Annotated in this window: 13 protein-coding genes, 1 riboswitch and 1 other annotated feature; of the genes, 3 read left to right on the top strand and 10 right to left on the bottom strand. The window is 28.1% G+C overall.

The features are described from left to right. Positions 1-41: 41 nt before the first annotated feature. Positions 42-5396, bottom strand: coding sequence for a diguanylate cyclase (locus tag ACJDTP_RS09005; RefSeq protein WP_406760958.1), 5355 nt, complete (start codon positions 5394-5396; stop codon positions 42-44). A 177-nt stretch (positions 5397-5573) separates the two neighbouring features. On the opposite strand from ACJDTP_RS09005, the gene ACJDTP_RS09000 reads away from it, so the two are divergent. Beyond that, the gene (locus tag ACJDTP_RS09000) at positions 5574-6290 is read left to right on the top strand and encodes a polysaccharide deacetylase family protein (protein WP_017212459.1); all 717 of its coding nucleotides are present in this window, start codon (positions 5574-5576) and stop codon (positions 6288-6290) included. A 72-nt stretch (positions 6291-6362) separates the two neighbouring features. On the opposite strand, the gene ACJDTP_RS08995 is transcribed toward ACJDTP_RS09000, so the two are convergent. The 6 genes from ACJDTP_RS08995 to thiF form a co-directional block, all read right to left on the bottom strand. Next, a complete protein-coding gene (locus tag ACJDTP_RS08995; protein WP_011968000.1) occupies positions 6363-6881 on the bottom strand; it encodes a tryptophan transporter in 519 nt (172 codons plus the stop codon). 176 nt (positions 6882-7057) lie between these two features. Then, positions 7058-7290 (bottom strand) — a binding site (T-box leader). Between the two features lie 46 nt (positions 7291-7336). Beyond that, a complete protein-coding gene (locus tag ACJDTP_RS08990) occupies positions 7337-9082 on the bottom strand; it encodes a putative bifunctional diguanylate cyclase/phosphodiesterase (protein WP_406760957.1) in 1746 nt (581 codons plus the stop codon). Positions 9083-9274: 192 nt separating this feature from the next. Next, positions 9275-9466: a DUF4250 domain-containing protein gene (locus tag ACJDTP_RS08985; RefSeq protein WP_011967998.1), complete on the bottom strand. Its 192-nt coding sequence runs from the start codon at positions 9464-9466 to the stop codon at positions 9275-9277. 89 nt (positions 9467-9555) lie between these two features. Continuing rightward, a complete protein-coding gene (locus ACJDTP_RS08980) occupies positions 9556-10422 on the bottom strand; it encodes a tRNA 2-thiocytidine(32) synthetase TtcA (RefSeq protein WP_011967997.1) in 867 nt (288 codons plus the stop codon). 171 nt (positions 10423-10593) lie between these two features. Next, a complete protein-coding gene (locus tag ACJDTP_RS08975; RefSeq protein WP_023973634.1) occupies positions 10594-11256 on the bottom strand; it encodes a thiamine phosphate synthase in 663 nt (220 codons plus the stop codon). Between the two features lie 7 nt (positions 11257-11263). Beyond that, entirely contained in the window at positions 11264-12067 is an 804-nt protein-coding gene (gene thiF, locus ACJDTP_RS08970; RefSeq protein WP_023973635.1) for a sulfur carrier protein ThiS adenylyltransferase ThiF, read from the bottom strand. Between the two features lie 186 nt (positions 12068-12253). After that, positions 12254-12361, bottom strand: a riboswitch (TPP riboswitch). A gap of 329 nt (positions 12362-12690) precedes the next feature. On the opposite strand from thiF, the gene ACJDTP_RS08965 reads away from it, so the two are divergent. Then, the gene (locus ACJDTP_RS08965; protein WP_011967994.1) at positions 12691-13287 is read left to right on the top strand and encodes an ECF transporter S component; all 597 of its coding nucleotides are present in this window, start codon (positions 12691-12693) and stop codon (positions 13285-13287) included. Positions 13288-13554: 267 nt separating this feature from the next. Here the strand turns inward: ACJDTP_RS08965 and clpB are convergent, their stop codons facing one another. Continuing rightward, positions 13555-16146 carry an ATP-dependent chaperone ClpB gene (gene clpB, locus ACJDTP_RS08960; protein WP_236895601.1) on the bottom strand — a complete coding sequence of 864 codons (2592 nt, stop codon included), beginning with the start codon at positions 16144-16146 and terminating at the stop codon, positions 13555-13557. A 265-nt stretch (positions 16147-16411) separates the two neighbouring features. Between clpB and ACJDTP_RS08955 the strand changes: the two genes are divergently transcribed. Beyond that, positions 16412-16798, top strand: a complete 387-nt coding sequence (locus ACJDTP_RS08955) for a CBS domain-containing protein (protein ID WP_023973637.1) — start codon at positions 16412-16414, stop codon at positions 16796-16798. Between the two features lie 157 nt (positions 16799-16955). Here the strand turns inward: ACJDTP_RS08955 and ACJDTP_RS08950 are convergent, their stop codons facing one another. Together ACJDTP_RS08950 and ACJDTP_RS08945 are read right to left on the bottom strand one after the other, a co-directional pair. After that, positions 16956-18221 carry a transcriptional regulator gene (locus ACJDTP_RS08950; RefSeq protein WP_023973638.1) on the bottom strand — a complete coding sequence of 422 codons (1266 nt, stop codon included), beginning with the start codon at positions 18219-18221 and terminating at the stop codon, positions 16956-16958. A gap of 17 nt (positions 18222-18238) precedes the next feature. Then, positions 18239-19549, bottom strand: a complete 1311-nt coding sequence (locus tag ACJDTP_RS08945; protein WP_011967990.1) for a tetratricopeptide repeat protein — start codon at positions 19547-19549, stop codon at positions 18239-18241. Between the last annotated feature and the right edge of the window lie 233 nt (positions 19550-19782).

Here is a 19782-nt window from a genome sequence, read left to right as displayed (position 1 = left end):
TGTGATTATGAATTGAAAACATTCTAAAATGTATTGTTAGTTTAACCAAGAAAAATGGAACTACCTATTTCTATTAAAAAATTCAGCACATTATAGTCATTACAAATAAATTCTTTCTCATTTACTGAAATTGAAAGGTATATAACTGCTAATAGCTCTCCGTTACAAATTATTGGAGATATACAGACTGATTTCCAGTCAGGAAGCCCATAACTATTGTGACTGTCCATGCTCTCCCAATCTACTAAATATAAACCTTTTTCTTCTTCAATGACTTGATTTACTAATTTAAAATTAAACCTATCATCTAAATTCCAATTATCCTTATTTCTTCTCTTACTATACGTATTAACTATTTTCTTCTCTTTTACAATAAAAATTGTAGCTACATCGCACTCAATCGTCTGCATAATCTTTAAAATAAGATTATAAATCTTTTCTTCCTTACTACATCTACGTTTGGCAATACCAGCTATTTCTTTAAGCATTAACATAAAATTATAATCTTTAGCCGCATTTCCTGATAATACTCCAGTTAATTCGTCATTTGTATTTCCACTTGCTCCGCACTCATTTTCCCAAACGATGCATCTATTCTTTCCATCACGTTTAGCCTTATATAGAGCCTGGTCAGCTCTCCTTATAATTTCTTCATTGTTAAGAGATTCATAAGAACTCATTGCTATTCCTATACTTACAGTCACTTTTCTTTTATCTCCTAGAATCCTTGCTTCCTCTATATTTTTTCTTATTCTCTCCCCTAAATTTATAGCTGCTTCACAATTAACATTAGGCAAGAGAATTATAAATTCCTCTCCTCCATATCTTCCAATAATATCACCTTTGCTCATACACTTTTTAACTTCATCTGCAACCTTAACTAAGACTTCATCTCCAGTTTGATGTCCATACTTGTCATTTACGCCTTTAAAATCGTCGATATCAAACATCATTACAGCAAATTCACTTTCTCTTGCCTTCGCAGAATCTAATAAAAAAAGTAACGCTTCTTCAAAATATTTTCTATTATAAACACCTGTCAGCTTGTCTAGTGTAGAGCTTATTGTAAGATTATACTTTTCTAATAAAAAGGTTAAGAAAGGTTTAAATTTCTCTATTGTTTTCTTTGATTCATTATTTATATAATTTAATGCGTTGTTAGTAATAAATATTAATCTTGCATTAATTCCTGCACTACTATTTATGTGTTTTTCTCTATTTATTATTTTCATATACATACAAGATCTTATTCCATCTTTCAGTACCTTATCATCTAACTGATAGAATCTAGGGTCATTACTGCAAATTGCGAATGTATCTTCATCTGAATCAACTTTTAGTGAGAGGTATCTATTTATTTCATTTTTGTCGCTAATTCTATACGTGCATATAACATCATTTTCTCCCTGCTCGTTCTCTGTAACAATCATAGCCTTATCTGCTAAAATTAATCTAGCCATATACTTCATCACATTTTTTATATCATCAATAGTATTATTAGAAAACTTCTCAAAGACTTTAAATATATCTCTAAAATCATTGTAATAGCATTTTTCATATAAATATTGGACCAATTTAAATGTATCTTCATTATCTAGTATATTCATTAAATCTAATTCTTTTAATATTTGCTCTAAATCCTCAATTGTTTTTATAAATTGTGTTGATTTAAAACTCATATTTATACCCAAATCTTCATTTAAGCATTTTACAAATAACTTACGGGTTTCCAAAAACCTACTATTATTTGCATATGATAACTTATCATTTTGTGGTAATAAATTTATTGTATCTATATATAAAGCTATAGATTCATAATAATAATTCAATGCCAATACATTACATTCAAGTTCATTATACTTCTCACCAATCGCAGAATATATATCAGCTTTAATTTCCTGATTATCCACAAAAGAGCATACTCTTAGTGCCTTATTTATCAGAAAATTATATTGATTTCTATTTCTAAAATTGAGTTCTAGATATACATAAATTCCTTCAACATTATAATTTTTAGGATATCCATTGAGATCAAAGAATAATTCTTTAGCCAATCCCTTATATCCAAGTGTTAAAATTCTTCTAATAGCACTTATCCTTATTTCAAGACATGTATCTACATCCTGTAATAGCTTAATTTTTTTCTCTAACTTATTGTATACATTTCTTATATCACCCTCATTTTTACATTTATATAAAATAAGCTCAAAGTAATTGCAAACAACTATTTTATACTTAGAACTATTGCTATTAAATATTAGAGCATATATTTTTTTCAAGTGGTCATATGCCAAATCATAATTACAAATCATCAGATTATATAAAGCATATGTATAGTTTGTATTTATAATTCTATCTTCCAATAGCTTTAATCCTTTTTGCATTTGCATTATTAAATTATGATACTTTACTACCAGACTTATCCTTCCTGATTTTATATATAACAAACAAAGTTCATTGCAAATATTAAATGAATAAGAGTCTATCCCCTCTTCTCTTTCTCTTTCTAGTGCTCTTAATAGATATTTCTCTGCTTCTAAATATCTTTTTTCCTGACTATAAATATCTGCTATGCAAATTAGACTCAATATTTCCCTCTTGTATACTTTCTGTTTATTTCCTTCTCTAGCTATTTCTAAATATTGCTCTAAAATCTCCTTGTTATCTCTTCCTTCTTCCTTACAGACAGATGCATCTAATAGTTTAATATATAATTGACCATTAATATTATTGTTATTAATAAATATACTGTTTGCATATAAACATAAATTTTTGGCCTCTTTATAATTCCCCTTCTTTATATATATATTAATAAGGATACTCACTGCCCAACCATATACATCCTCTTTTATCTTATTTTCTTCACATATAATTATTGCTTTTTGTGCATTAAGCATCGTTAATTTATTGTTATATTCTAATCTATATTTTAATGAAAGTGCATAGTAATAATAAACCTCTCCCTTAGGATAGTGTTCTTTATCTAGCAATCTTCGTACACAATTTAAAGAATAATCTATCCCTGTATCTATATCTGTAATACTATTAATTTTTATTATTATCATTTCAAGCAGCGTATATATTTCAATTTCAATTTCGTCATTCTGTATTGCTATTTGATTTGCCTTTTCAAAATGTTCAAAACTTTTTTCATGGTTAGATTTTTTTTCATAAAGCTTTGCAATCTTAATTGCCACTTCACTTCCACTTGAATCACTAGGATATGTTAATACCTTCTTATAATATGATATTGCCTTCGATATATCACCTAACAGATCCTGAGCTTCTGCGTATTTTAATGTATAAAAATATGCTTTTTCGTAACTATTACTTTTTTCTAAATGCAATAATAATTCTTCTATATAATAATCTGTATCAAGTAAAATTTTTTCCATAAAAATAGATGCCTTAGAGTGTAGTTTAATTCTTTCTTCTTCACTTAGCTTTAAATACAATATATTTCTTAATAAATTATTTCTAAAACCTATAAGTATACCTTGATCACTTATTTTATCAGTCAAAATGCCTTTTAATTTTAAATTCTCATAAATTTCTATATTATCAGAATCCATTATTACATATTCTAAAATTATTTTTTCTGATAAAGGAGTTTTAAATATAGCTAACTCCTTTAAAATATTAATTTCTTCTTCATTTAATGAAAAAATACTTGCCTCTAATCTTCTTTCTAGAGATTTGGGTATAAGTATATCTTGAACCTTAATATTAGTCTTCCATTCTCCATTATTGCTATCAAAATATAAGGTTCCATTACCGTATAATTCATTTATAACTCCACTTATATACTGCGGATTCCCTAGCGTTTCTGAATATATCTTTACCGCTAACTTATTAACATCAGTACCTGTATTAAGCATACTTCTAATCATCTTAGTAGTATTATATTGATTAAAATAATTTATTTTATATTCTTCGTACGTCTCTACTTGTTTTAGTTCATTTATGAACTTTATGAAATTTTCATCAACACTGCTTTCATTCATAGAAAATATTATCATAACATTTTCTAAGTTATTTCTTAAAAAGATTATATATTTAATAAACAGTTTGAAAACTTCATTTTTTTTATCTAAATCATCTATTATCATTATAAATGGCTTAGTCATTGTATATTCACTTATGAACTTCCCCATTCTATTAATCAATTGAAGCTTTTGTTTATTATTTTCACTATTTATAGAATTTTTTTCAAATAATATAGAAATAAATTTTTTTATATAAATTTCATACTTATCTCTCAAATTCTTATCTACTTTATTTAAAATGTAATTTAGTATTGTATTATATTGCTCTTCGTTGCTTGCATTTTTATTATTAAAATCATCAATATATATAATGTCTTTGAAGTATTTGTTTTCAAATCTATATTTAATTTCTTCTAAAAGTCTGGTTTTTCCGCTTCCATCTTCACCATTGAAATTTATAAACTTATTTCTCTGCTTGTTTTCCAATATCCTCTGAAAATTTTTTTCCACTATTTTTATTTCTTCTGTCATTCCTATTATATCTAAATCCGTTTTAATCTTATTTAAAGCCTCACTAATAAACACTCTATAGTTCTTCTTCATTTTTTTGTTTATATTTTGTATAAAATATTTAAGTTTAAACGATTTATTTATAGTATTCACTCGATTATATATATTTTTTATATCTTCTAATCCTTTAAATCCTGTTTCAAGTTCTGATTCTGTGAATATTTGTCTGCACAGTTCTGCAACTTGTACAATATTATCTTTATTTGAATTTATATCTTCTCTTGTTTCGATGTTATATTGGTAAGGTAATGAATTTATTAAATTGAACTTTCTTAATTCATTTGCTAACAAATCTTTCATTTTGACTTTCACATTATTGTTAGAGTCGGGAATTAATATTACATCCTTCATACTAATATCATCAAATATATATCCCTGCATGTTTAGCGTATTGATAGCAGCACAAATCTCCATAAATGTATCTAATTTCTTATGAAAGTCACATTTATTAAAATAATCTTGTGTATCCAGTTTAGCCTCTACATACTCCATTAAATACCCATATTGAGGAGTATCAAGTTTTATCCCATTAATACTATAAATTATTTCAATATTTATAATGTTAGTAACGTTCTCAAAATTAAGATTTTTAATAGTCTTAAATTTACTCAATAAATATTCTCTTGTTTTCTCATATGTAAAACCATTTTTCAAAATACATAGAACATATCTTGCGTCTCTCTCTGTATCTGTAACAATATAATTTGAAAAATTCTCTTCAATAACTATCTCATGCTCTATTAGATATTTATTATTTACATTTCTCAATTCTAATTCATCCCTTTTCTTCACTAACTTGAAGTTTACCAATCTATCTAAAATTATACCATATTTTAGCATAATCCTGAACACTATTATATCTAATTCAATTAATTATCTACTTTTTTACATAAATTCATATTTTTATAATTATATCTTCTTAATTATCATTGTAACCAAAAGTATATAAAGGCTTATAATATAAATTTAATTTTAGGACATAATACTTTTTGTAAAAACATTTAGGAAGGTGATAATATGAATCTAAAATCGCTAAAGAAATACATTCCTTTTGTTTTGATTATAATAACTATAATTAATTATCAAAATCTTCTTATGCATACGGTTCTTGCTGATGAAAAAAAAATAATATATCTAACTTTCGATGATGGCCCAGCTGGAAAGGTGACCACTAATGTTTTGGACATATTAAAACAAGAATCTGTTCCTGCAACCTTTTTCTTAATAGGAAGTCAAATCAAAGGACAAGAAGATTTAGTTAAAAGAATGTATAATGAAGGGCATGCCCTTGGTCTTCATAGTATGAGTCATAATCGAAATATCCTTTATCACTCTAATGAAGAATTTCTAAAAGAGATGTTGGATACCCAGCAAATAATTAATTCCATAGTTGGTATTAAGCCAACTATACTAAGATTCCCTTTTGGTTGTAATAATAACTGTTATAAAATTTCGCAGTCTATGGTGGATTTACTTCATCAAAATAACCTAAAAATTTACGATTGGAATACAGATAGTGGTGATGGTGCTCACCCTAATGCTAGTCCAAGTACATTTATTAAAAATTCCAAAAGTGACAAAGAGCGTGTAGTACTATTAATGCATTGTGCATATATGAGTAAAAATTCAGTAACGGCTTTACCTAGTGTAATTAAATATTATAAAGATAATGGCTATGAATTTAAAGCAATCGATGAAAATACTGATGAAGAATATCATTTCATGAAAAAATAATAATGGGTAAAATAAAGAAGCTATCTCAAAATTAATCCTTTTGAAATAGCCTCTTTAAATTATACAAAATATCTATTCTACCGCATAGCTTCCATTTACCGATGTAATCTTTTCAACAATTTTAAACATTATAATTCCTGATATTGTATTCACTATTATTGTTGGCACGACTACTGATATGAAAAGTACATTAAACGATAATCCTCCAGGTAATCCTACTATATTTGCTAGTAAAGTTAAAAATACTGTTCCGCTCACTAAAGTTCCTAAAGGTAATAATATTGATACTTGCACTAACTTATTAACTTTATTTCTTAAAGGCATTAATATCAAATACATGACATTACAAGTTATAAATTTATCTATAATATTTGGTAATTGTCCTCCTGGTGTTTTAGTTGTTAGTGCCGCAAACACTCCCATAATAATCCCACATAGTAATGTTGTTTTATAATCTTTATTAAACACTATTATTATAAATAACATTGCTAATGAGAAATCTGCCTGCATACCGAATGGTGGTGTAACCTGGTGTAATATTGCTCCTATTGCTATTAAAATTGCATTTGTTGCCATTTTCTTTGTATTCATAATAAAAATCCCCCTTGTTAATCTTTGCTTATTTTATTTTTAAGTTGAAACCACTTTCTTTCACAACATACTTATCACGCCCCAATATTTAAATATATTTCTTTGTTATGCTTCCAAATATAGAGTCTTTTGGTTAACAACTACTAAAAAAGAATATAAAAAAACCGTCCTATAATTAATAGGACGGATATTATCCGCGTTGCCACCTAGATTGCATAAAATGCCTCTCATTTCAGATACAAACATATCTTATTCGCTATAACGTGCGACTTACGGCTAAACTACTCTCAAAAGATTTCATCTCGCTCCTCAAAGGCCCATTCATCATTAACTACCGTACTGAAATCTCACCACCTTCAGCTCTCTTTAACATTGTTATATGATTACTATCCCTCTTCGTAGGATTTATTTTATAATCTTATATTATATCCTCAAATAGTGTTTGTCAACACTTTTTATAAAATTTCCTTACCGATTATATTCTTAATTGCGTCAAACATTCTTGGTTTACTGAAATAGTATCCTTGAACAACATCACATAATATTGTTCTTAAATATTCAACTTGCGATTTTTCTTCAACACCTTCTGCCACTACTTCTATCCCCAATTGATGTGATAAGTTTATTATATTCTCTACAATACATTTACTCTTAGGATTGTTCATCAAATCAATTACAAAACTCCTATCTATCTTTAGCACATCTATAGGTAATTTTGTCAAATAGTTAAGTGAAGAGTATCCCGTCCCAAAGTCATCTAAAGCAATGCTTACTCCTAATTTTTTTATCTCCTGAAGGATCTTAACGTTTCTATCAAATGATTTCATTAGCATACTTTCTGTTATTTCTACTTCTATATACTTTGGATGAATTTTATATTTCTTTATTAGTTTTTTAAAATCTGATAAAACGACATCCTCTCTGAGCTGCATTTCAGACAAATTAACTGCTATCTTAAAATTATCATTTCCCTCGTTTAAAAGACATTTCGTCTTTTTGAATACTTCTTCCAAAACAAAACTTCCAATTGGAATTATCATTTTTGAACTTTCTGCGATCGGAATAAATTCCGCCGGACTTACCATTCCAAATTCACGACTTTCCCATCTTGCTAAAGCTTCAAATCCGTTTACCAAAGAATCATCGAGTGATACTTTAGGTTGAAACATAACATATAATTCATTATTATTCAGTGCAGTTCTTAACCCTTTCTGCAAACTATAAACTCTATTTAGCTCATCAGAAAGGCTATCATCAAAAAAATCACACTCATTTTTACCATTTTTCTTTGCTTCATACATTGCTGCATCTGCATTTTTGAGTAATGTATTATAATCTATTCCGTGATCTGGAGATAGAGAAACACCAATACTTGCTGTTAAGTATATTTTTCTTCCATTCACTATATTAGGTTTTTCAAAAGACTTTGCTATAGCATTACCCAAAGTTATAATTTCTTGTATATCAATTATATTTGGCTTAAATAACAGAAAAGTATTGCCGCTATATCTTGATACTAATATATCTTCTGTAACAGATTCGGCTATATTATAGCCCACTTCTTTTAACACTAAGTCTCCAAAATCATGCCCGTAGGAGTCGTTTACATATTTAAAATTATCTAAATCTATTATCAGCATCGCGGCTCTAGTATTACTATTAACAACATTTTGTAACATTTTGGCTACCGTGTTCTTGAAAAAATATTTATTAGGTAGCCCTGTAATTCTATCACTATGAATTATTGAATCTATTGTTTTATTTACCATAGATTCTTTCCAATTTTTCGTCAAAGAATCTATGTCACCATATTCATTCTCTAAGTCCTTAAAGCAATAACTAGTTCCAGTAAAGTAATACTGTTCATTACTTTTAATTGACTTCCCGACAAGAATAAACTCAACAATGTTACCCCTAGGACTTTCCATCTTGTATTGTAGCTGCATTTGTTCTCTATTTATATAGTGTCTCTTTAAATCTTGAGAGAAAAAGCTTAAAACATTTTGTTTATCTTCTTCATCAACAAAATTTATAAATTGATCTAAAGTTTCATTCTTAGTATCATACTCTTCAAAAAAACTTTTCATTGTATCATCAATTATTAATTTAAGCTCTGATTGATTCCAAATTATATTAACGCCCAAAATTGGTATAGAATCAAATATTTCCTCATGATTTAATTGAAGTTCCTCCCTAATCATATATATACAATCCTTCACATAATTCTATAATTTGTACTATTCCTGTTTGTTAGAATCTTTAGATTTCTTATCATTTGCTAATGATGCTATTAAAGCTGCTGTTGCTGCTATAACAGTAATTAATTTGCCTGTCTTTTTTAAATTCATATAACATCACCTTCCTAACTTTATGAATAATTATTTATTAAGACTCTAATTCTTAAATTGATTTTCTTCTTCCTCGTATTTATATCCGATACTTATTAATATATTTATAATATCGTCTTTAGATAATTCTAAATCATCACAAAGAATATCTAATGAACCATATTGATCTCTTAATTTCATGTTTATTACACTTAACAATATGTTTGGATCACTGATCCCCATAGGATTATTTTCCATCTCTACTCTTCCTTTTCATCTATTGGTATATGGTTAATTATAGCATAGCATACATTTCCAAATTAATAAATACTTTTAGTTACTTAAGTCTACTCTTCATCGTAATAATCTAGAAAAGAATGCTTTTCTTCGCCCTTTTGCCAACCTAATATTGAATCCATACTAACATTTTCAGCTGCTTTAAAGATAGACTTTTCAACTCCGCTAAAATTCTTCTTTAATTCTTTAATAAGATCTTTTATTTCATATCTCTTATTACCTATTCTTTCAGCTGCAACCATACAAGCGCAATTCAATGGCCATATACCACTATAATTTATAAATCTTTTTATATACTCTTCCTCTATAAAATACATAGGCCTAATTAATTCTAAACCTTCAAAATTTTTAGCTTTTAATTTAGGCAACATTGTCTTAAAATTACCACCATATAAAATGTTTAGCATAGTTGTTTCAATTACATCATTATAATGATGTCCTAATGCAAGTTTATTACATCCAAATTCTTTTGCTTTTGCATAAAGAGAGCCTCTTCTCATTCTTGCGCATAAATAACATGGGTAATCCTTAGCCATTTTATCAACAACATCAAAAATGCCTGATTCATACATATGAATTGGAATATTTAGATGCTCACAATTTTCTATTAGTAAATTTTTTATATCTGGATGATACCCTGGATCCATAGCTAAAAATACTAATTCAAATTTAACTTGACCATGTCTTTGCAACTCCTGAAATAATTTCGCCATAAGTATACTATCTTTTCCTCCAGAAATTCCAACAGCAATTTTATCTCCTTCTTGAATTAAATTATATTCTTTAATTGCCTTAACAAATTTTGACCAAATATGCTTTCTATAGCTTTTAATTATAGCTTTTTCAATCTCTTCTAGTGGCTTTTTTTCTCCATCTGGTATAATTCTTGGACAGCCTTTTCCTGCAATTGTACTCATTATTTCATTTCTCCTTATTATCTTAATAGTATCCAGATCATAGATACTAATTATTCTTGAATATATCTTTCTTTAAAGAGTTTATAATGAACACTTAAGATTTACAAGTGTTTTTAGGTTTTAATATTAGCTGATTTTAATTATTCGTATTTGTACTTTGATTTTCATATATCAAAGTAATGTTTCTTTAGAAAGAGATTTCACTAGTTCTTCAGGGTTTTTGTCTTTCATTAAACTAGACATTATAGCAATTCCACTTGCTCCAGCATCCAATACTTTCTTATAATTATCTTGATTTATTCCGCCTATCCCAATGACTGGAATGTCAATCTTCTTGGAAAGAGCCTCTATTTCCTTAATTCCTCTAGGAGGAAGACCTTTTTTACAATCAGTTTCAAACACATGGCCATAAATAACATAGTCTGCTCCTAATTTAGCCGCTTGTATACCTTCTTCGCAACTATGTATTGAAACGCCGATCATCTTATATATTTTATATTTATTCCCACTAAAATAAAAATTATCCACCATTTCTTTAGAATTTATTGCTCTTCCTGTGCATAACCTGTTACTAATATTTATAAAATCATTAAATGATAACTGAATTCCATCAACATTGGACTTTTTAGCAATATCTATATTGGAATTTAGTATTATTCTGATATTTGTATTTTTCAGTTCCTCTTTTACTTTCAAAACTAATATCATTAGCTCTTCACTGCTTAAATCTTTTTCTCGTATAATTAAGAAATCTAGATTAGATTCTGATATTTTTTTTATTTGATCAAAAAAGTCCCTACAAAGTTTTCTATTTGTTATTCCAATTACAGACATCTTTAGTTTATACCTCTTCTCCTAATATTAATCTAAGCGCCATATTTGCTTCATGACAAGCTGCGATACCAACCCTAGGTGCCATTAACCCCTCATTTACTTTTGCCTCATTTTTAAAGTCTCCACACATATATAGCCTTGTATTTATTTTTTTGCTAATTATTAGATTATTAGAATAATACCCTGCCATACCTGAGGCTGAAATAACCTTTGGTTTTTCTGTCTGAAGTAAAACTTCTCTAACTATCATCGCTTTATTTTCTGCGCCATCAAATGCTTCAATTACAATATCCATATCCTCAAATAAATCTTTAATGTTATCCTTATCTACATACGTATCAACAACTTCGATATTTATGAACGGATTGATTTCTAACAATATTTCTTTTAATGCATGGCATTTTTTCATTCCAATATGTCTTATAAAGTATTGTTGTCTGTTTAAATTACTAGGTTCAACCACATCAAAATCTATTATTTTTATATGTCCAACCCCAACTCTTCCCAACGCTAATGCTACTGTTGAACCAAGTCCACCAAGTCCAGCAATAGCTATCTTCGCCTTCTTAACTTTCTCATGAACCTTTGGAGTATGTCTACTTACCATTAGTGCCTCTAACTCTTCTTTTTTAGGCACCTCGCCTCTCTTAATTAAAGTAACTTTATCGCCTTCATTTAGAGAATAATCTTGTTTAATTGGAAAACCATTTAAAATAACTATATCCGCATCACTTTTTATCCTGCTTCTAACTTCAAATGCAGTAATTTCTCCCTCAATATCTATTTCTCTTTCATTTACTAAAACTTTCAAACTAATATCCCCAATCTAAATAAATTTTAAAACTTAATATATATGTTCATTATTTACTCATTATTTTCTTATCAGTCTTTTTTCATAATTTGTACGACCAATGGGCAGAACCTCTACTTATTTGGCTTCCATAATAAATTACTAGATAATAAAAAGACTTACACTAAGGTAAGTCTTATAAATCTTCTAAAATATTTATTGCTTCCCTACGGTGGTATTAGCCACATCAGGTCAAAAGAGTTAAAGCAAATAAGCTTCTCTCAGCCAATTAAATTGGCACCCCTAGCCTTTTATACTATTCAATTTCTGTTATGGTTATATATTATCATTTTATTTCTTATAATTCAAATTTTTATGGATTAAATCCATAAATTAGATTTGTAAATTTATTCATATTTTGTATAAAAATCAACTTTTTTCTAAGTTCATAGAATTAAATATAGAATCAGTAATTATTATTACTATATTTAAATTTATATTTTTAAAATATAATTGAACATTTTTTCTAACGTGGTAAAATAATATGTGTCGGTATTCAATTAGAAGCTGAACGGAAATTCGTATATATTATATATTTTTCCGAATTATATCCATATATCAAGGAATAAGAACGGAGGTACCTTATGGAAAGAGGCTATACTAAATCTAAATTTTCAGTTAGACAGATTGCAATGATCGGAATGCTTTCTGCAATTTCAATTTTCTTAGGATTAACCGGGCTTGGGTTCATACCAATTCCACCTGTAAAAGCTACTATAATGCATATCCCAGTTATTATAGGTGCGATAGTTGAAGGACCTATAGTTGGATCCCTAGTTGGATTAGTTTTTGGTTTATTCTCAATGTATCAAAATTTTACCGCTCCTGGTCCAACATCATTTATATTTTGGAATCCTATAATTGCATTAGTTCCTAGAGTCCTAATTGGAATTGTAGCATACTATGTGTATATACTTCTTAGAAAGAGATTTAAAAATCAAAGCATTAGTATTGCAATAGCATCAATCTGTGCTACATTAATTAACACTATAGGTGTTTTGGGTTTAACTTACGTATTTTACTTAGAAAGATACTCTGCTATTTTAAAGATAAATCCACAAACTGCTGGAATTGCAATTGCAACCATTGGTTTAACAAATGGAGTTCCTGAAGCTATAGTGAGTGCTGTAATATCAGTCCCTGTAATTGTAGCTATATTTAGAATTAAGAAAAAAATTTAACTAAACTCTAAACAAGTAAAATAAAATATTTTTTAAAGAATATAAATTATAAAGAGGCACTTGCTAAAAGCTGCCTCTTTTCTTGTTCTAATTATTGGTTACATATAAAACTATTATGAAGAATTAAAATATGGTATATAATACAAATATAACGATTCCTATTAACTACTCAAAAAGTTACTCACATTCTTTGATTATAATTTTCTAGAGAATAAAAATTCCTATAGATCACATTTATCTACAGGAATTTTACAAAACTTATTTTTACTAAAGTGGTTTTATTATTATTTCTTCATCTTTATTATCAATCATAACCTTAGATCCATAGCCTAGTTCGCCCTTAATTATCATCCTAGCGAGTCTATTCTCTAAAGTGTTCTGTATATATCTTTTTAACGGCCTTGCTCCATAAACCACATCATAACCTTCTCTTGCCATTATTGTTTTTGCTTTATCTGTAACTTCTATTTCGATATTTTTATCTTTTAACCTTAAACTTACTTCTCTTAAGAATATATCTATAATTTTCTTAATGCCAGACTCTGTCAAAGGTTTAAACATTATAGTATCATCTACTCTATTTAAAAATTCTGGTTTAAATCTTGATTTTAAAACACTCATTACTTTTGATTTTATTTCTTCATCAACGTGATCTTCATTAGTATTTTCTAATAAATATTCACTTCCGATATTTGAAGTCATAATTATTATAGTATTTTTAAAATCTACAGTTTTACCCTTATTATCAGTTAATCTACCATCATCTAATATTTGAAGGAATATATTAAACACATCTTCATGCGCTTTTTCAATTTCATCAAATAAAATTACGCTATATGGTTTTCTTCTTACAGCTTCTGTTAGCTGACCACCTTCATCATAACCTACATATCCTGGAGGCGCTCCAACTAATCTAGACACTGAATGCTTCTCCATATATTCTGACATATCAATTCTAATAATATTTTCTTCTGAATCAAATAAATTTCTAGCTAGTGTTTTTGCAAGCTCCGTTTTACCAACTCCTGTTGGCCCTAAGAATATAAATGATCCTATTGGTCTATTGATATCTTTAAGCCCAGCTCTTGCCCTGAGTATTGCATTAGTTACAGCTTCTATTGCCTCACCCTGGCCTATAACTCTATTACTCATATCATCTTCTAGTCTTAAAAGTTTTTCCCTTTCTCCTTCAAGTAAGTTAGTTACAGGAATTCCAGTCCATTTAGAAAGTACAGCGGATACTTCCTGCTCAGTTACTTCCTCTTTTAATAAAGCACCTTCATAATTTTCTCTTAGTTCAATTTCTTTTTGCTTAATTTTTTCTTCTATAGCAGGAATCCTACTATATTGAATCTCAGCAACTTTATTATAATCAAAGTTTCTTTGCGCTACTTCTATTTCTCCTCTAGCATCATCTAACTCACTTTTTAAGGTTTTAATAGCCGTGATTTGCTCTTTTTCTTTGGTATATTTTGCAGTCATTTCATCATTCTTTTCTTTTAATCCTGCAAGCTCTTTCTCTAAGTCATCTAGCCTATTTTTTGAACCCTCATCTTTCTCTTTTGACAAGGCTTCTTTTTCTATTTCTAACTTAAATATTTTTCTTCTTATAACATCAAGTTCTGTTGGGAGGGAATCTATTTCAGATCTTATCATAGCTCCAGCTTCATCAATTAAATCAATTGCCTTATCAGGCATATATCTATCTTGAATATATCTGTCAGAAAGCTTTGCAGCAGCTACTATTGCTGAATCATGAATTCTAATCCCGTGATGAATTTCAAACCTTTCTTTTAATCCTCTTAGTATTGCAATTGTATCCTCTACTGTAGGTTCATCTATAATTACTGGTTGGAATCTTCTTTCTAAGGCTTTATCTTTCTCAATATATTTTCTATATTCATCAAAAGTTGTAGCACCTATACAATGTAACTCTCCCCTTGCTAATAATGGTTTAATCAAATTACCAGCATCCATTGCTCCATCAGTCTTACCAGCTCCAACTATTGTATGAATTTCATCTATGAATAGTAATATTCTACCCTCACTGCTTTGAACTTCTTTTAATACCGCTTTTAATCTTTCTTCAAATTCACCTCTATACTTAGCTCCGGCAATCAAAGATCCCATATCCAAAGCAAATATAATTTTATCCTTAAGGCCTTCTGGAACATCTCCTCTAACTATTCTTTCAGCTAATCCTTCAATAATTGCTGTTTTACCAACACCAGGTTCACCTATTAATACTGGATTATTCTTGGTTCTCCTTGATAAAATCCTTATTGTCCTTCTTATTTCTTCATCTCTTCCTATAACAGGATCTAACTTATGCTTTTTAGCAAGGTCAACTAAATTAGTTCCATACTTTGCTAATGCGTCATATGTCCCTTCTGGATCTTGCGTTTCAACTCTTTGGCTTCCTCTAACTTCAGAAAGAACTTTTAAGAAATTGTCCTTGGTTATATTATATTGCTTTAATATTTTAGAAACTTGATTGTTATCTATTTCTATAATAGCAAGCATTAAATGTTCAACACTAACATATGAATCTTCAAACTGTTTCGAAAATTCTTCAGCTTTAATTAACACTTCCTCTACTTTTCTAGTTATATATACATTGCCAACTCCTTCTCCTAAAACTTTTGGCATTGCATCTAATTCCTTATTTACTGACGCTTTTAAATTCTTTACTGATATACCCATTTTAGTAAGAATATTAGGGACTAACCCGTCCTCCTGCTCTACAAGAGCTGAAAAAAGATGAATTAAATCTATTTGCTGATGATTAAATTTAACAGCTGTAACATTGGCATCATTCAATGCTTGTTGAACTCTCAACGTCATTTTATCAATATTCATACTTATTCCTCCTAAATCTCTATGTTAAATTTCGAAATTATTATTAAAACTAGTTTATCACTATACCTAAATAATTCCTCTTTATCTATATAATAATACATAGGTCAAAGAAAGTCAAAGTTTATTTAGTCTTTTTTTTAATTTTTTTATCATCTAAAGATTTATTTTAAATTTTGTTGTTTTATAGTAAAATAGTAATATAAATATTATTAGCCTGTTATTTTACAGCTTAACGATATTAAACTTTTTTAAAAGAGGTGATGTTATGAAAATAAGTTCTATCATTAAACCAAATTTCCATACAATTAATGTAAACGATACTATAGATAAAGCTTTAGATTTTATGGACAAACTTAATATTAATGGAATGCCAGTAGTAGATGATAAAGAAATTGTAGTAGGAATGGTAGTAAAAGCTGATATATATAGATTCATGATACATCCAGGACATTATGTTAGCTGTCCAGTTGAGTGGGTTATGTCAAAATCAGTTATCTCTGCGCAATCTGATGAAGATCTACTCACTGTAGCTAAGCGTCTAAGAGAAAATGATATTATAACAATGCCTGTTATTGAAGACGAAAAAATTGTAGGAGTTATTAATATAGATGATTTATTAGATTACTTCATTGACTCTTGTTCAAAAAATTAGTAACAATAATATCCATATGAATTTAATAGCTTAAATATATCATTACTGATCTTAAAGGCTTAATTGTGAATATAAAAAAATAGAAGTGGCGATATTTTGTTAATCCATTATAATCGAATTAACAAAATATCGCCCTTCTATATATATTTACGAGAAATTAGATTTTTTTATCAACAGCTAATGCAAGATTAAAGTATTTTAGCGAATCCGCTGTAAGTCCAAGCTTATAATAAAGCTTACCCATATCTACATATCTATTTCTTCTTTCTTCTCTGGTACCAAATTTAAACAACGAATCTAATGATAGATTCATATATTTTTCTGCTTCCAAATGTTTGTCCATTTTCTGAAGAATTATACCTTTAAAATAATATGACTTCTCAATTAACTTTATATTATCAGTCATAATAGCTAAATTTAATGATTCTTCTGTAATCCTATAAGCTATCTCATACTCTGAATTATCAATTAATATTTTTGTACAATAATTCAAAAACTCCACATATTTTTCTACATTATCTTGTGGAAATATCTTTATTCCATCTTCTATTTCAGAGATTGCTTTTTCCTTTTCTTCTACTTCAAAATAATACTTTCCATAATTTCCATGGGATGCTGCCAGAGAAATAGGATTATATTTTTGATATTGAAATGCTTTCTTTTTATATTCATCAACATAATCTTTTTTAAGCTTAATGCATACTGTAGCATATATATGATATATTTTTCCCTTGCTTTCATCTGTTTTAAGGTCATCAACATATCCTATGATTTCTGATAAAATGCTATATGCTTCTTCAGATTTTCTTAAATTCTGATAACACAGAGCCTCATTGTAGCCTATTAAACAGTACTCTGAACTATCAAATCCATCTTCTTTCAATCTAAACATTTCTCTAAGCTTGCTGTAGTAAGAAATAGCCTCAATATATTCCCCATTTTGAGATAAATAACGTGCCATATCTTTAAAGTAGATAGCTGTATTTTCTTCCGTATTATTTCTTTGATATAAATCATAATATTGAGAAACTATAAGCTGAATATTTTCAACCTTATTTTCTTCTACATAATACGAGAATAATATGTGTATTAATTCAAAAGCTAAATCATAATATTTATATTTTAGTGCATAGCTTAGGTTATCTTTCAACTTACTTTCAGAATCAGTATCGGAAGATACATTCCTCTTTATTATATTTAGATTATTTGAAATTTGTTCATATACGTCTTCTATTAAATAATCTACATCTATTTCTATCTTCTCAGCTATATAATTCAGTAATTCGGTATCTGCCTTAATCTTTCCATTTTCTATACAGCTCATCTTGGCAATTGAAATCTTATTTCCGCATAATTCTTTCAATGTTATACCTTTAAATACTCTAGCTCTTTTTATCTTTTCGCCAGTAGATAGTATTTCCAAATATCTCACCCACTTACTTATAATTTGTAATTTTCTAACTTTTCTGCTTCATCAAATAACTTTATTCCTTGATTTAAGTAATATGAAGCCTCTTCTTCTTCTTTTTTATCTATGAAATATTTTCCGACTCTCATAGCTAATTCAGCAGCCTTCGACAACTTTCCGCTATTTTTTGCTAGCACATATGTATCAATCAATACACTTTCTGCTTGTTCTGGTTTATCGTCAATATTAAACATAGTATATTTTATTAGTTTACATTCGATTTTTCTGTCTATATCATGCTCTTCAATTCTATTTTCTATATCTTTTAGTATTTTGCTACATTGTTCAGTATTCTTTAACTTCAGATAACTTTTACAAATATCTATTAGTATATCATTTATACATCCTACACGATTTTGTGTACTAATACTTTTTGATATATCATAATGCTTAAGAGATTCATCTAAATTTCCTAGTTCATAAAATAACTTTCCTAAATTATGTTCTATATTAACTATGCTCTTGTTATACTGTATCTTTTTATATACTTCTAATGTTTTCTTTGAATACTTTATTGCATTCGGCAAGTCACCTTTTTTATTAAATTCTTCTGCTAAAGAGAATAGATTTCTCGCATAATCTTCATCATTATAGACTTGTTCAAATCTATTTCTTGCTAGACAAGAATATTCTAAGGCTAAATCCAGTTCTTCTACATCGTAATATGTTCTAGCCATATTGTAGTATATTTCTCCCATTAAAAATTCATCTACAACCTTATTGTCTATATATACCTTTTCAGCCTGTTTTAAGTAACTACTAGAAGAATGATATGCCTTTAATTCTAAAGCAATATTAGCTAAATGTAGGAAAGTTTTTATTATCTGCTCATAATTATTATTTTTTACAAAAATTACATTTGCTGATAAAAAAAACTTCTGAGCCATAGGAAAATCTCTTTTATACATGTAGGATTTTGCTGTTATAAAATATATCATTGCTTTTCTATATTCTAGATTATATTTTTCACAGTAGTATAGAGCATTATCAATATATCTTTGACCTTTTTCGTAATCTCCCTGGAGTATGCATGATTCCCCTACCTGTTCGTAATATAAACTAATCTTTTCAGCTTGGCTTTCTTCTGATTCCATTAAATATTCTACATTTGTGTTCAATGCATCAGCTAAATATTCTAGCAAATCTACTGATGGATTCGAACGGCCAGATTCTACCAAACTTATTTGTCCTGGAGTTATTCTGTCTTTTGCCAAATCCTTCAACGTCATATTCAATTGTTTTCTTCTTCTCTTGATCTTTTCTCCCAATGATAGAATTTCCATCTTTTTAATCCTTCTCTATTCAACAAATTATTTAGTTATTTTAATATAATTTCCTTAATTATAACATAAATTTATAAAAAACTGCATAAAAATATAAATGTGCCCCAAATTTTATATAATTTAATTTTATTATCCATATTTATGTACAAAAGTATAAATACAATAAATAAAAATAAAAAGGCATGAAAGAAATTCATGCCCTTCTATTTTTGTTATACCTAATTTTTACATAT

Source organism: Candidatus Clostridium helianthi, assembly GCF_045310795.1.
Taxonomy (GTDB): Bacteria; Bacillota; Clostridia; order Clostridiales; family Clostridiaceae; genus Clostridium; species Clostridium helianthi.
This window is presented reverse-complemented; position numbering and strand designations above follow the sequence as displayed.